Genomic DNA, 13,793 nt, shown 5'->3' on the forward strand with positions numbered 1-13,793 from the left:
CAACGCCGGGTAGTGCGCTGGTGGGTTGCTCACTGCCGTTCGCGGCGCGGATCGCGCTGGGTGGGGCCCTCGCTTGCGCTTCGGGCTCCGATCCGGCCGCGCGGCCCCGATCGGCCTGCACCGCTCCGGTTGGGCTGCAGGCCCCGGCGTGCATAGCGGCCCCCACTGTCACCTTGTTACCTGCCTCCTTTGTTACGTTGTCAGGTGCGCACGCGGCGGGGGTGCCCCGCCCCGGTGGAGAACTCGGGGGCGTTGCTCTCCCAGACGCCGGGGATGACGCGGTCGCACTCCGGGCAGTGCCCATCGCGGAGGCGGATGTTCCGCACGTAGAACCCGTCGCGCTCGATCAGCGTCGCGTTGCAGCCCGGACAGTGCGTGTGCTCGAGGTCGCCCACGTGGCCCGGGAGATTACCGGGATAGACGAAGTTCAGCCCCGCTTTGCGCCCGATCTCGTACGCACGCAACAGCGTGTCCGCCGACGTGCGGGGCGGACCGGTCATCTTGTAGTCCGGGTGGAACGCCGTCACGTGCCACGGAATATCCGGCGACACGCCAACCAGGAACGTTGCGATGTCGCGCAGTTCCTCGTCCGAGTCGTTGAAGCCCGGCACGACGAGCGTGACGACCTCGACCCAGTAGTCCATTTCCTTCAGCCGCCGGATGGTGTTGAGCACGTTTTCGAGCACGCCGCCGAGCTGGCGATAGCTCTGATCGCGGAACGACTTGAGGTCCACTTTGAACAGCTTGACGTACGGGCGGAGATACTCGAGCACCTCCGGCGTGGCGTTCCCGTTGGAGACGTACGAGCCAAGCAAGCCGTGTGGCTGGCCGGCCTTGAACACCGCGACGGCCCATTCCGTCGTGATCAGCGGTTCGTTGTACGTGCTGGTCAGGACCGGGCAGTTGTGCTCCACGGCGAGCTGCGCGATGCGCTCTGGCTCTACGAAACTCGGCTCGGCGACCGCCTGCGTGTCGCGCAACATCTGGCTCGTGACCCAGTTCTGGCAGTATGAGCAGTGCAGGTCGCAGCCGAGCATGCCGAACGACAGCGCCTCGCGCCCGGGAAACGCGTGGAAGAAGGGCTTCTTCTCGATCGGATCGACGGCCAGGCCGGCGACGTAGCCGAACGGTACACGCAACACGCCATCGCGGTTGAAGCGCACGCGGCAGACACCGTCGCGGCCGGGCAGCACCTTGCAGCGATGGGCGCAGGCATAGCAGCGCACAGCGCCGCCATCTTCGGTTTTCACCAGGGCGGGTTCGCCGGGGGCCGTGTGCTCAGCGAGCAGCTTCTTGAGCGAGATGACGCGCGGCGTGAGTTCGGGCATCGGTTCTCTCCCGCGGCGCGCCGGGTTGTCGTTTCCCCGGGTTGCGTCTACGTCGGATTGACCGGCGGCCGGCCGACGCTGTAGTACTCGAAATTGTAGCGCGCCATGGTCGCCGGCGCGAAGACGTTGCGGCCGTCGAAAATGAGCGGCTGCTTCAGGGCCGCACGGATACGCGGGAAATCCGGGCTGCGGAATTCCATCCATTCGGTGAGGATGAGGAGCGCGTCCGCTGCGGGCAGCACGGCATAGGGATCCGTGCAGTAAGTGATGCGGTCGCCGAACACGGCGCGCGTCGACTCCAACGCACGGGGGTCGTGCACCGCCACGCTTGCGCCGGCGTCGAGCAGACCGGCGATGATCGTCAGCGCCGGCGCCTCGCGCACGTCGTCGGTCTGGGGCTTGAAGGCCAGGCCCCAGATCGCGAACTTGCGCCCACGCAGGTTCTCGCCGAAGCGCTGCCGGATCCGCCGCAGCATGTTCTCGCGCTGCGCCAGGTTGCGGCGGTGCACGGCGTCGAGCAACTGGCAGTTCGCGCCCGCCGCTCGGCCGAAATTGGACAGCGCCTGCACGTCTTTCGGGAAGCAGCTTCCGCCGTAGCCGAGGCCGGGGTACAGGAAGTGGTGCCCGATGCGTGCGTCGGAGCCCATCCCGAGGCGGACCTCGTTGACATCGACATTCAGCCGTTCGCAGATCTCGGCGATCTCGTTGATGAAGCTGATGCGCGTCGCGAGGTAGGCATTGGCGGCGTACTTGGCCAGCTCGGCGGCAGCGCGGCTCATCCGCAGAATCGGCTTGTTGTTGCGGACGAACGGGGCATGCAGCTCGGCGAGTTCGTCGCCGGCGGCCGGATCATCGGCGCCGATCACGACGCGGTCGGGCCGGATGAAGTCGGTGACCGCGGAGCCCTCCTTCAGGAATTCGGGATTGCTGACCACGGGGCAGTGGTGGCGCGTGTTGGCCCTGAACAGGGCCTCGATGCGCGCGCCGGTGCCCACGGGCACCGTGCTCTTGGTCACGATGATCGCCGGGCCGGTCAGCGCCTGGGCCACGGCGGTGGCGACCGTCTCGATGGCAGTCAGGTCGGCGGAACCATCCTGTTGCGGCGGCGTGCCGACGGCCAGGAAAACCACGCGGACGCCGCCGACGGCCTGTGGCAGATCGGTCGTGAAGCGGAGCCGGCCGGCCTGCAGGTTGCCGCGCAGGACCTCTTCGAGGCCAGGCTCGAAGAACGGGCACTGCCCGGCCTGGAGCCGCCGGACCTTCTGCGCGTCATTGTCGACGCCGACGACGTGGTTGCCGGTCTCGGCCAGGCAGGCGGCCGTGACCAGCCCGACGTATCCGCTACCGATGACGGCAATCTGCATGCTTCCGTTCCTTTGCGCAAGGGCCAGGTTCCGGGTTGCGGCGGACCACGGTCCCGCCGCATCGTGTTCGCGTGTGCCTGGGAGCCGGGCGACCGTTCCCGTCGCCGTCCGTGGCAGGGGCGTCCGGTTGCGAGCTGCGCGGCCCTTCCAGTGTATAATCGCCGGCGACAGCGGTCGGCCGCGGACGCGGTGTGGCCGCGCAACAGGGTATCTCTGCGGAGTTTGTCATGCGGATCGTCGTGGCCGGCTGTGCGGGCTTCATCGGCTTTCACCTGACCCAGCGCCTGCTGGGTGACGGCCACGAGGTCATTGGCATCGACAACTTCGCCAGCGGAAGCCGCCGCAACGCGGAGCAACTCGCCGCCCACCCGCGCTTCCGGTTTCACGAACACGATATCGTGAACCCGCTCGGTGTCGAGGGGCTGTGCGAGCGGGTCTACGACCTGGCGTGCCCGGCGTCACCGGTGGACTTCGGCGCGCGGCGCCTGGACATTCTGGCGACGTGCTCGCGGGGGGTGTGGATGTTGCTCGAGTTCGCACGCCAGCACGGTGCCCGGCTGCTCCACGCCAGCACGAGCGAGGTCTACGGCGACCCGCAGGAGCATCCGCAGCGTGAAAGCTACTGGGGCCACGTCAACCCGATCGGACCCCGCGCGTGCTATGACGAGGGCAAGCGCTTTGCAGAAGCCCTCCTGACCTCGTACAGCGCGTGCCACGGCACGCCGGTGCGGATTCCGCGCATCTTCAATACGTACGGACCGAACATGCGGGCGGATGACGGACGGATGCTACCGACCTTCATCCAGCAAGCGCTGCGCGGCGCCCCGCTCACGGTCCACGGCGACGGCAGCCAGACCCGCAGCTTCTGCTACGTCAGCGACCTGGTCGAGGGCCTGATCCGCCTAATGGAGAGCGACGTCGGCGAGCCGGTCAACCTCGGCAATCCGGCGGAGATCACGATCCGAGCTGCGGCCGAGGAGGTCATTCGCCTGACCGGCAGCCGGAGCGAGCTCCAGTTCGTGCCGCGGCCGGTGGATGATCCGTGCCTGCGTTGCCCGGACATCACGCGGGCCCGCACGCTTCTGGGCTGGGCCCCGCAGATCGCGCGGGAAACCGGGTTTGCCCGCACGATCGCATGGTTCCGGGAAAATCGCTGATTGGCCGGGGGCGCCACCGCTGCATTTCGAGCCGGATTATCTGACGGCTGGGGGGCGAAACGTCCAAGATTCCCCACCCGTCCGCGGTCGGCGGCGTTCCGCGTAGCGCAGTTCGAAGGCGGGCCGCGCCGGAAGCGATAGCAGGTTCAGCGACACGCACGTCCGCCGGGCTACGTCCGCATTGTCGCCTCCGACGACGCGGCCTAGCCCAGGGGCTCGCTGGCCGAGTGCGGGTTGCGCGAGAACGCAATGAACGACCCGACCACACCTGATCTGTGGAGCACGGTGCCGGCCCATCGGGATGGCCCCACGCTGGCCGAACTGGCCTTGCATCTGGACCGCCTGGTCGAGGAGCGGGAGCTGCTCGGCCGGGAACTGCTGCGCTGCCATGAGCAGCTCAACCTGGTCTTCGATATCAACGAACAGATTTCGCACCTGACCGACCCGGACGCCATCCTCAGCGCGCTGCTGCGACGCTTCGGCAGCATGCTCGAAGTCGGGGCCGTTTTCCTGGATCGGGCCGGCTGCTGTATGCGCATCGAGCTCGACCAGTACGCTGGCCCGCGCCTGGACGTGCCGCCGGAGCACGTGCGTGGCGTCCTGGCGAGCCACATCGAGATCGTCCGGGAGACGCGTCAGGCCCGCGTCCCGCCCCTGACACCGGAGGAGACGGCGCGCCTGGCCGGCGCTCACGTGCTGCTCGGCACGCTGCAGCGCGCCGACCGCGACGTCGGCGTGGTTGTGGCGCTGCGCGCGCCGGCGGTGCGGCCCTTCGACGGCGGTGACTTGCTGGCGTCCGCGTCCGTGCTGGCCTACGGCACGCAGGTGCTGCGCAACCTGCACACGGTGCGCCATCTGCAGCGCACGGCGCTGGAGACCGTCTGCACGCTGGTCAACGCCATCGACGCCAAGGACAACTACACTTCAACGCATTCGGAGCGCGTCGGCGGGTTCGCCCGCCTGGTGGGCGAAGCGCTCGGCCTGGCGAAGCCGCAGCTCCAGTCCCTGGAGTGGGCGGGGTTGCTCCACGACGTCGGCAAGATCGGGGTGCCGGAGCAGATTCTCAACAAGCCCGGCGCCCTCACGCAGGCCGAATTCGAGCTGATGAAGAAGCACGCCGTCACGGGCTACGAGGTGCTCAAGCCCGTGGCCCAGCTCGCGCCGGTGCTGGAAGCCGTGCTCTATCACCACGAGAACCACGACGGCTCCGGGTACCCGCAGGGTCTGGCCGGCGAGGAAATCCCGCTCGCAGCGCGGATCATCCACGTGGTGGATATCTTTGATGCACTGACGACCAACCGCCCGTATCGCCGCAGCTACGGCATCGAGCAGGCGATTCAGGTCCTGCTGGCGGGGGCCGGCCGCGCCACTGATCCGGAGCTGACGGAGCAGTTCATCGAAACGCTCCGCCGCTACCGCAGCGAGCAGCCCGGCGAGTTCCGGGCGCGTTTCAGTCATCTGACGGAAACAGACAACGCGGCGCAGAAGCTGCCGCCCGGCGGCGTCCGGTTCGCGCCGCCAAGTGGGAACATTCACTGAGGCTCTGAGTGGAGAGATCGGTCGTGCGGCGCGCGAAAGGCATCAGTATCGTCGAGTTGATCCTGGCCATCGTCGTGCTGGGCGTCGTGGCTACGCTGGCGATCCCGCGGTTCAGCGGGGCCGCGCAGGCGCCCGACGAGAGCGCGCTCCTGCGCGACCGGCTCCAGGTGCTCCGCGTTGCCATCGAGCGCTACTACCAGGATCATGGCGCGTTCCCCGGACAATATGGCGACGGGCGCGCGCCGCGCAGCACGGCGGAGGCCTTCCGCAGCCAGTTGACCCAATTCACCGACGAGATCGGGCGCGTGGCGGAGTCGCGCGACGCGTCGCACCGCTTCGGGCCGTACCTGCGGGACGGCGTGCCCGTTTGCCCCGTCGCCGGAGACGGGCACCTGGGCGGTGTGCACGTCATCAGCGGCGCGGACCTGCCGGCTTTCACGGCTGAAGCGCCGGACGCCGGCTGGGTTTACAACTGCGAAACGGGACAGATCGGGCCAAACGCGGCCGGGACCGACAGCGCGGGCCGGAGCTACGCGGGCTATTGAGTCGCGGGGCGGGCCATAAGAAAACCTGGGAGGCCAACTGTCGGTCGATCTCCCAGGTTGCGTCTTTCTGGGGCGGCGATCAGCAGCGCTGCTACTCGTCGCTGCTCCGGTGGAAGAAGCCACCGAAGCCTTCGCCCATCTCGTCGCCCAGGCCGCCGCGGCGCTGCTTGCGCTCGCGCCGCCGACCCTCTTCGTCGCCGCCCGCCTCTTCGGGCTCGCTGGCCCATTCGGCGCGCTTCTTCGACAGGCCGATCTTGCGTTCGATCGTGTCCACGCGAAGGATCTTGACATCGACTTCCTGGCCGAGCTGCACCTCGTCCTGCGGGTTCTCGACCTTGTGGTCGGCGAGCTCGGAAACGTGAAGCAGGCCCTCGAGTTCCGGCTCGAGCTCGACGAAGACGCCGAAGTTCGTGATCTTCGTGACCTTGCCGCGGACGACCATGCCCGGCTGGTAGCGCTCGGGGACGGCCCGCAGCCAGGGGTCTTCGGTCATCTGCTTCAGGCCGAGGCCGATACGCATCTTCTCCTGGTCGACGGTGAGCACGACGCAGCGGACGCGGTCACCCTTCTTCACGACCTCCGACGGATGGCTGACCTTCTTGGTCCAGCTCATGTCGGACACGTGCAGCAGGCCGTCGATGCCTTCCTCGATCTCGACGAACGCGCCGTAGTTGGTGAGGTTGCGGACCGTGCCCTCGACGACCGTGCCCGTCGGGTATTTCTGGGCGACCGTGGTCCAGGGGTTCACCTCGGTCTGCTTCATGCCGAGCGAGATCTCCTGCTTGTCCTTGTTCACCTCAAGGACGACGACGTCGATCATGTCGTTGACGTTGACGACCTCGGACGGGTGATTGATCCGGCGAGTCCAGCTCATCTCGGAAATGTGGACCAGGCCCTCGATGCCCGGCTCGAGCTTCACGAAGGCGCCGTAGTTCATGATGTTGACGACCTCGCCGCGGACACGAGCGCCGACGGGGTAGCGGTCGGCGACCTTTTCCCACGGGTTCTCTTCCTTCTGCTTGAGGCCGAGGGCGATCTTCTCGCGCTCGCGGTCGATCGAGAGGACCTTCACCTCGACTTCCTGGTCGACCTTCAGCATCTGGCTCGGGTGCTCGATGCGGTCCCAGCTCATGTCGGTGATGTGCAGCAGGCCGTCGATGCCGCCGAGGTCGACGAACGCGCCAAAGTCGGCAATGTTCTTCACGACGCCCTTGCGCAACTGGCCGACGGCGACCTCTTCGAGCAGCTTGGCCTTTGCCTTGGCGCGCTCCTCCTCGATCAGCTTGCGGCGGCTGATGACGATGTTGCGCCGCTCGGTGTCGATCTTGAGGATCTTGGCCTCGATGTCATGGCCGATGTACTCGCCGACGTCCGCCGGCCGGCGGATATCGACCTGCGAGGCGGGCAGGAAGACGGGCACGCCGATGTCGACGAGCAGGCCGCCCTTGATCTTGCGGAGGACCTTGCCCTTGACGGTGTCGCCTTCGTGCGTGGTCTCGACGATGCGCTTCCAGTTGAGGATGCGATCGGCCCGGCGTTTCGAGACGATGATCATGCCGGTCTCGTCGATGTCCTCAACGAGCACGTCGATCTGGTCGCCGACCTTGACCTGCGAGGCGTCGTCCCATTCCTCGAGGGCGACGATGCCTTCGCTCTTCAGGCCGACGTCGAGGACGGCTTCGTTGCCGCTGAGCGCGACGACGCGGGCCTTCAGGATGGAGTTGAAGTCAAGCCCCGCCCCGGATTGCGTGCCGACCGCCTTCTCGAGCAGTTCGGGGTTGAGGTCTTCGCCGAACGCGGCCCTGAACTCGGCGTCCAGGTCGGCGTCGCTCACTTGGATGTCTTTGAACAGTGCTGGATCGATCATGAATGTGTCCTGTGCCGCATGCGGCGCGTGGGCAACTCGCCCGCGAGATTCGCCGTTGATGCGTTGTTGGTGGGGGGAACAGCTTGGAAGCCACCTGCCCTCGCCCCGGGCCATCCGGCGCAACCTGAGAACAGGCCAAGCAGTATAGCGGCTTGTTGGCCGCGGCCGCAAGGGCGCGCGGACGACATTCGGGAGCGATTGCGAACCTGCCAGGGCGTAACAAGGTGGGCAGGTGACAAGGTGACAATGTAAGCGGCCGCGGTCAGAAGGGCCCAGCAGGAGCCGGCAGTGGTCGCGTTTCAGCTAGATGGGCGTCCGCCCTTGGGAAGAGCAAAGCTCCAGCTTTGCTGGGTGTCGCTGCGGGGGCCGTGAAGCTCCCGCCTTGCTGACAATCGCCACGACGTCCCGCGCAGAACCCGCAGCGGCAGCGCCGGGTCCGCGCAGCGCGGGTAGCGGCCGCCGTCCTCGACCGCCGTCGGTGGGCAGGCGTGTTATGATGCCCCTCGATCTGCAGCAGCGTGGCGCATATGTCCCCGCGTGTCGGTCGTGGCGCGCTCTTGGTGAGTACCATGCCCGGCGGCTCGGGAGGTTGACTGTGGGCACGTACAAAGTCACGTGACACGTTCGGACAACGAGATCGGTGCTGTCTTCGTACAGTTTGCTGCGGTGGATATGTTGGCTCGCGCTGTTCGCGCTGGGCGTGCTGCTGCTTCTCCACGCGACTTCGCGGGAGACTGAGTATTATGAGTGGCCCACCGCGTCGCGGCCATCTGACAGCCGACTATTCCACTGGTGGACCAAGGGGGGCTGGGTGCGCGATATTGCGCTGCGCGACTCGCATGGGGCCTACTTCTTCCGCGACGAACACCTGAATGTTGGAGCTTTGGCTCTCCTCCGCGTCACCGGTGTCTAGCCCGGCATTTCGGATGCGACACGGGAACACGCGACGCTGTTCACAGCGACGCCCTACGAAGTCATGGCCACCGCGAGCCGGGATACCTTGGTCGTCATCCTGCCGGACCTGACAAAGAAGCACTTTGCTGTCTCCCCTGGTGCCGTCATCGAAATCGACCAACGCTTGATACGGGCGATGCAACGTCCGGCAGGAACCTTCTCCGTCGTCGAAGAGGTGTATCGCTACGCCGTCGATGTCGGCGAGAAGGATTTGTGGTCATTCCTCGAATCGTACTGGCCGATACACGACGTCGAATCGCGCGATTCCGCTGAGTGAGACGGCGGGGGCCACGACCGGCCGATTTCGCACCTGCGGCCTCGCTCCGCCGGCCTCGTCGGCGGTGCAGGGTTGCTGCTGCGAGACCGCCTGCGGCGAATTCGAGGTTCGCTCACTGCCGTTCGCGGCTCGGACGGAGGGGCGCCGGCTGAATCAGCCGGTGATCAGGCGATAGCCGGTGATGGCCAGCAATACGAGAAACGTATAGCGCAGCCAGCGGACGGGGAGGCGGTGCGTCAGGCCGGCGCCGCACCAGCCGCCCAGGATCGCACCGGGGGCCAGCCAGAGGGCCAGCCACCAGCCCGTCGCTGCACTCATCTTCGGGTCGGCCGGCAGGCGCGCGATGAATGTTGTCAGACTCAGCGATGTCAGCGCTGCCACGCCAATGATCATCACCGTGGAGTTCGCGATCGCGTTACGCAGCCGGACGCCGAAGAGCAGGCTCTGCGCGGGCACAGCCCAGATGCCGCCGCCGACGCCGAGCAGCCCCGCGATGATGCCGGCGGGCAGGCCGACGATGGTCCCGAGCAGCGCCCGCCGGCGCGGCATGGGGCACGCGTCACACAGGTGCGGCTCGCCCTTGAGCGAGCGCCATTCCTGGAACGCGGTGACGACGACGACGAATTCGAGGAACACGCCGAAGATCCGGCGGAGCGTGTTCGTGCTCGCGCCCGTGAGATAGCTCGCCGTGAGCACGCCGGCGAGCACGCCGACGAGCGCCAGCGGCACCATCCCGGGCAGCATGGCGTAGACAACGGCCTTAGCGCGGCTGTGCCGGATGGCCGCGGGTAGCGACAGGATGATCGAGGTCGTAATGGCGGCGAGCTTGTAGGCGTGGAAGTAGTTGGGGCCGTAGGTCTCAGCTTGCCCGAGGATAAAGACCATGGCGGGGATCATGACGATGCCACCGCCGATGCCGAGCATGCCACCCAGCACGCCGGCGAGCGCGCCGATGCCGAGCAGCTCGAGGATTTGTGTCAGGCTGACGGCGGCGAGCAGCACGCGGGGTCCTCATGCCGGTCGCGGGAATCCTAGCTGGGCCGGCGTGCGGTGCAAACGGCTGGCGCGGTAGAATCACGGAGGGACGGGACTATACTCGGGCGGAGCTCGAGCAGGGCCTGCTGATGGTGCGAAGTCGCAAACGGCGAGTGGTCGTGACGGTGCTGGCGCTCGCGGTGTGCGCGGCCGCGGTCGGCGTCGGGGCCGCGTGCTACGCGAATCGCCTGCCGAAGCGGTTCGCGCCCGTGGTCGAGGGGCGCCTCTATCGCAGCGGGGAGGTTTCGCCGAGCCAACTGGAGCGGCTGCAGCGCGACTATGGGATCGGGCGGGTCGTGTGTCTTCTGAACTCCGAAGCGCGGGTGACGGCGGCGGAGCGGGAGGCGGCCCAACGGCTGGGCGTCGTGTGGGAAAACGTCTCGTTGCCGGGCGATGGTGCGAGTACGCCGGCGGAGCGGGATCGGATTCGGCAGTTGCTGCTGGATCCGAATGCGCCGCCGACGCTGGTGCACTGTGCGGCGGGGGTGAATCGCACCGGGCTGGCGGTGGGGATGTACCGACTGCACGCGCAGCATTGGCCGCTGGAGAAGGTGATGGCCGAGCTGTTGGCGAGTGATTTCGAGAACGAGCCGAAACACGAAGAGCTGCGGGCGGCGCTCGTGGCGGAGGCGGCCAGCACGCAGCCGGCCGCTGATCGCGGGCCAGAAGCGTCTGATGCCGTGGGGGATGCGGATTAGCCGCGGGGCACCAAACAACAGGGGGCCCGTGCCGAAGCACGAGTCCCCTGGAGGAGGAGGAGGGAGGTAGAGGCTCGGGGCCTATCAGGCAACCAGGTCGCAGGCCGCATTGGCGAACCGCGACCGCAGTTGATCAACAATGTCAGCGTGCCGCTGGCAAACGCGGGACTCGCTCACGCCGAGCACGGCGCCGATGGCGGCCATCGTCAGCTTCTCGTAGTAGTAGAGCGTAAGGATGAGGCGGTCCTGCTCCTTGAGGCCGCGGGTGACATACTCGCGGATCAGCTCGCGCTCGGTGTGGTGTGCGGGCCCGGGGCAGGGATCGACCGGTACGAGCGCGCTCATGCGGCTGTCGTCGTTGCGGTCGCCGCCGCAGTCCAGGGGCACATTGTGCGAGGCGGCGACACTCTTGCGCATGCGGATGAATTTCGAGACGGGCATGTTCATGCGGCGGGCGAGTTCGACCGTGGTGGGCAGGCGTCCGGACTCGGCCTGGAAGCGTTCCTCGGCCGAGTTCATGGAGCGCTCAAAGTTACGCCCGGAGCGGCCGAGGGGGTCGATCTCGCGCTGCCAGTCGCGGATGGCGCCGACGATGCGCTGGCGACAGTAGGTTTCGAACTTGACGCCCCGACCCGGGTCAAACGACGTGACCGCCGCGATGAGGCCGTCATAGCCCGCGCTGGCGAGTTCATCGGCGGAGACGCGCGGCCAGAGGCGCCGGGCGAGGATCTCGGCGAGCTTGTGCACGAGCGGGACATAGTGTTCGACGAGGCGATTGCGGGCGTCGACGGATTGGGTGCGGCGGAAGTTTTTCCAGAGGGTTGCGACCGTGTCCTGCTTGGTCTTCATGTTTCCCGAGGCTCCTCATGCATTGGGTGATGCGCGAACCTCTGCCGAGCCAGGATGGGCTGATGGGATTGGGTGGCCTCTACCCGACTCTGGCGCCTTCTCCTCATGGGCAACGCGACTGTTATCGAACTGAGGTTACGTAAATCTTAACCCAAAATCACATGTAAGTGGGAACGCGAGGTTTCCCATTTTAACATTTTTTTCGATTTTCGTGTAAGTTGATTGTATCTGTTAATTTAGGTTGCATCAGAAAATGTGAGCGAAGAATCGCTTCAAACACCTTGCCAGTGACGGTATTCCGCCGAACTTCGGCGGGTATGTGCGATAAGATCATTTATAATAACGTATTACAGCCAGTGCAGCCGGACTTGCGCAAGCGTGAACGCGTTGACAGCCTGTCGGCGGCTGTTCAATGCGATTATCGTTGATTCATGGAAACAAAGTTAACATGGGATGAATTACATAATGAACATTAGGATGCCGTTGCGGCGTCGGGAGCCTGGGCGAGGTCGAGGGCGCGGTCGTCCTGACCGGGGGCTGGGAACAGGCAGGGACGCTTGTACTGCTCGGTCGTTGAGCGACGCGCCGCGGCCAGGCGGGCGTCCATCGTTGTCAGGCTCGTGAGGGACACGCTTCGGACCCGCAGGGGGCCGAGTCGGTTGGACTTGCGCCGTGAGTCGTACTCTTCGTTCTGGAGCGCCAATTCGGCGTCGAGGGTGGCTGCGAGTGCCGGGTGTTCGGCGTGCGTAGCGCTCACGCGGTAGTAAGGTGGATCGGCCCAGCACGGGGCGGCCACGAAGTCGAACTCCGGGAGCGCGAGTCGCCGGCAGGTTGCCTGGACGGCGGCGACCAGTTGATTCTCCGTGAGCTTCTCGCCGGCGACCGACGCGACGCGCCCGGCGCGGTGCAGGAACTCGACGAGCGGGGCCGCGCCGAGGTGGCCGTGGACGCGGACCACGTCGTCGAGGCGATAGCGGACCAGGCCGGACGTGTTGGTGAGGACCACCACGTAGTCACGGCCGACCTCCAACTCCTTGAATTGGAGCGTAGGCGGATGAGCGGCGTCGGCATCCGCGAGGGGGATGAACTCGAAGACGCCCGCGGTGACATCGAGCACGCCGATGGGGGTATTGTCGTCGAACGGGATGCTGACGCGTCCTTCGCTGGCGAGGAGGCCGACGTCACGGACGGGAACGGGTCCCCACCACTCGGCGAGGCGCCCGAGGTAATGGCCGAGGCTTCCGCCGGTCCAGCAGGCGACGAAGGACAACCGCCAGTAGTCGCGGGGCCTGAGGGTACCGTGTTGGCGGCGCAGCCGGGTCAATTCGGCGGCACGTCGCGGGTTGGGGCGCAGGCCGGTGGACAGTGTGCGGCGGAGGGTAGCGTCGCTCACAAGTTCGGGGGCGACCGTGCCGTCGTGGACGTCGCGGATTAGCGTCTCGCTGAGTTCGTCGGTGGTGCGGGCCATCTGGATGAGCGTCGCGGGGTTCGCGGTGATGGCGAAGGCGACATCGCGGACGACGCCGAGCCGCATGAGGGTGTAATAGCGAGCGCGGGCGTCCGGCACGTGGCTGATTTCGGGGCGGCCTACATAGAAGCGTCGCACGATGCGCTTCTGCGCCAAGGCGAGCAGGCCGGTGATCGCGCCGCAGGGGATGCCGGCAGAGGTTGTCTCGGCGTCGTGGCGCCCGGAGGACTGTAGGATAGCGCGCAACACGGCGTCGGGGTGGTCCGCGAGCATCTTGATGCCGAACGTGTTCCAGCCGCGACGGTAGTCGGCGACGAAGTCGGGTGTCACGGGGATACGCTTCGGCAGGGCCATCGTGCCGCTGCTGGTGGCGAACATGAGGATGGGCGTGCCGGGGCTGAAGAGGGCCTGGGTGTCGCCGTCACAGAGGCGGTCGATGGTGGGGCGATAGTCTTCGTAGGTCGCGAGCGGGACAGCGCGACGGAGGTCCGCGAGCGAGCGGACGGCGGCCAAGCCGTACCGGCGACCGAAGTCGCTGTTCGTCACGAGGCGGAGAACACGCATGAGTGCTTGCTGCTGGGCAGTGTCAACGTTGTCAAGGGTCCGCTGAAACCGTGCCAACACGCGGCGGGCGTGCAGCATGGCCAGGCGGGCCGCGATATGTTCCAGCAGGGTCGGCATGGCAACTTCGCTGAGAGAATTACGACGAGCA

The 13,793-nt window shown here is 66.7% G+C and carries 11 protein-coding genes; 5 read left to right on the forward strand and 6 right to left on the reverse strand.

The features are described from left to right. Nucleotides 1-200 precede the first annotated feature (200 nt). Both amrS and KA383_05720 read right to left on the reverse strand, forming a co-directional pair. Nucleotides 201-1,328, reverse strand: a complete 1,128-nt coding sequence (gene amrS / locus KA383_05715; GenBank protein ID MBP7745610.1) for an AmmeMemoRadiSam system radical SAM enzyme — start codon at nucleotides 1,326-1,328, stop codon at nucleotides 201-203. 47 nt (nucleotides 1,329-1,375) lie between these two features. Further along, entirely contained in the window at nucleotides 1,376-2,692 is a 1,317-nt protein-coding gene (locus KA383_05720; GenBank protein ID MBP7745611.1) for a UDP-glucose/GDP-mannose dehydrogenase family protein, read from the reverse strand. 227 nt (nucleotides 2,693-2,919) lie between these two features. Between KA383_05720 and KA383_05725 the strand changes: the two genes are divergently transcribed. The 3 genes from KA383_05725 (at nucleotide 2,920) to KA383_05735 (ending at nucleotide 5,933) form a co-directional block, all read left to right on the forward strand. Next, complete coding sequence (locus KA383_05725) at nucleotides 2,920-3,849, forward strand: SDR family oxidoreductase (protein ID MBP7745612.1); 930 nt, start codon at nucleotides 2,920-2,922, stop codon at nucleotides 3,847-3,849. A 249-nt stretch (nucleotides 3,850-4,098) separates the two neighbouring features. Then, nucleotides 4,099-5,388, forward strand: coding sequence for an HD-GYP domain-containing protein (locus KA383_05730; protein MBP7745613.1), 1,290 nt, complete (start codon nucleotides 4,099-4,101; stop codon nucleotides 5,386-5,388). 23 nt (nucleotides 5,389-5,411) lie between these two features. Continuing rightward, complete coding sequence (locus KA383_05735) at nucleotides 5,412-5,933, forward strand: type II secretion system protein (GenBank protein ID MBP7745614.1); 522 nt, start codon at nucleotides 5,412-5,414, stop codon at nucleotides 5,931-5,933. A 91-nt stretch (nucleotides 5,934-6,024) separates the two neighbouring features. Here the strand turns inward: KA383_05735 and KA383_05740 are convergent, their stop codons facing one another. Beyond that, on the reverse strand, nucleotides 6,025-7,800 hold the full coding sequence (locus KA383_05740) for a 30S ribosomal protein S1 (protein MBP7745615.1): 1,776 nt from the start codon (nucleotides 7,798-7,800) through the stop codon (nucleotides 6,025-6,027). A gap of 976 nt (nucleotides 7,801-8,776) precedes the next feature. Between KA383_05740 and KA383_05745 the strand changes: the two genes are divergently transcribed. After that, nucleotides 8,777-9,031: a hypothetical protein gene (locus KA383_05745; protein ID MBP7745616.1), complete on the forward strand. Its 255-nt coding sequence runs from the start codon at nucleotides 8,777-8,779 to the stop codon at nucleotides 9,029-9,031. 153 nt (nucleotides 9,032-9,184) lie between these two features. Here KA383_05745 and KA383_05750 read toward each other — a convergent pair whose 3' ends face one another. Continuing rightward, nucleotides 9,185-10,033 carry a sulfite exporter TauE/SafE family protein gene (locus KA383_05750; protein MBP7745617.1) on the reverse strand — a complete coding sequence of 283 codons (849 nt, stop codon included), beginning with the start codon at nucleotides 10,031-10,033 and terminating at the stop codon, nucleotides 9,185-9,187. Between the two features lie 122 nt (nucleotides 10,034-10,155). Here KA383_05750 and KA383_05755 point away from each other — a divergent pair, with 122 nt between their 5' ends. Further along, nucleotides 10,156-10,764: a tyrosine-protein phosphatase gene (locus KA383_05755; GenBank protein MBP7745618.1), complete on the forward strand. Its 609-nt coding sequence runs from the start codon at nucleotides 10,156-10,158 to the stop codon at nucleotides 10,762-10,764. Between the two features lie 84 nt (nucleotides 10,765-10,848). Here KA383_05755 and KA383_05760 read toward each other — a convergent pair whose 3' ends face one another. Then, nucleotides 10,849-11,613 (reverse strand): sigma-70 family RNA polymerase sigma factor, encoded by a 765-nt coding sequence (locus tag KA383_05760; protein ID MBP7745619.1) that lies wholly within the window; start codon nucleotides 11,611-11,613, stop codon nucleotides 10,849-10,851. Between the two features lie 472 nt (nucleotides 11,614-12,085). Next, entirely contained in the window at nucleotides 12,086-13,762 is a 1,677-nt protein-coding gene (locus KA383_05765; protein ID MBP7745620.1) for a GH3 auxin-responsive promoter family protein, read from the reverse strand. Nucleotides 13,763-13,793 lie beyond the last annotated feature (31 nt).

This window comes from Phycisphaerae bacterium, from assembly GCA_017999985.1.
In the GTDB taxonomy this organism is placed as follows: domain Bacteria; phylum Planctomycetota; class Phycisphaerae; order UBA1845; family Fen-1342; genus JAGNKU01.

Coding starts and splice junctions, on each gene's coding strand:
- amrS (MBP7745610.1), bottom strand. CDS start 1,328: ATGCCCGAACTCACGCCGCGCGTCATCTCGCTCAAGAAGCTGCTCGCT.
- KA383_05745 (MBP7745616.1), top strand. CDS start 8,777: ATGGCCACCGCGAGCCGGGATACCTTGGTCGTCATCCTGCCGGACCTG.
- KA383_05725 (MBP7745612.1), top strand. CDS start 2,920: ATGCGGATCGTCGTGGCCGGCTGTGCGGGCTTCATCGGCTTTCACCTG.
- KA383_05740 (MBP7745615.1), bottom strand. CDS start 7,800: ATGATCGATCCAGCACTGTTCAAAGACATCCAAGTGAGCGACGCCGAC.
- KA383_05755 (MBP7745618.1), top strand. CDS start 10,156: ATGGTGCGAAGTCGCAAACGGCGAGTGGTCGTGACGGTGCTGGCGCTC.
- KA383_05730 (MBP7745613.1), top strand. CDS start 4,099: ATGAACGACCCGACCACACCTGATCTGTGGAGCACGGTGCCGGCCCAT.
- KA383_05765 (MBP7745620.1), bottom strand. CDS start 13,762: ATGCCGACCCTGCTGGAACATATCGCGGCCCGCCTGGCCATGCTGCAC.
- KA383_05760 (MBP7745619.1), bottom strand. CDS start 11,613: ATGAAGACCAAGCAGGACACGGTCGCAACCCTCTGGAAAAACTTCCGC.
- KA383_05720 (MBP7745611.1), bottom strand. CDS start 2,692: ATGCAGATTGCCGTCATCGGTAGCGGATACGTCGGGCTGGTCACGGCC.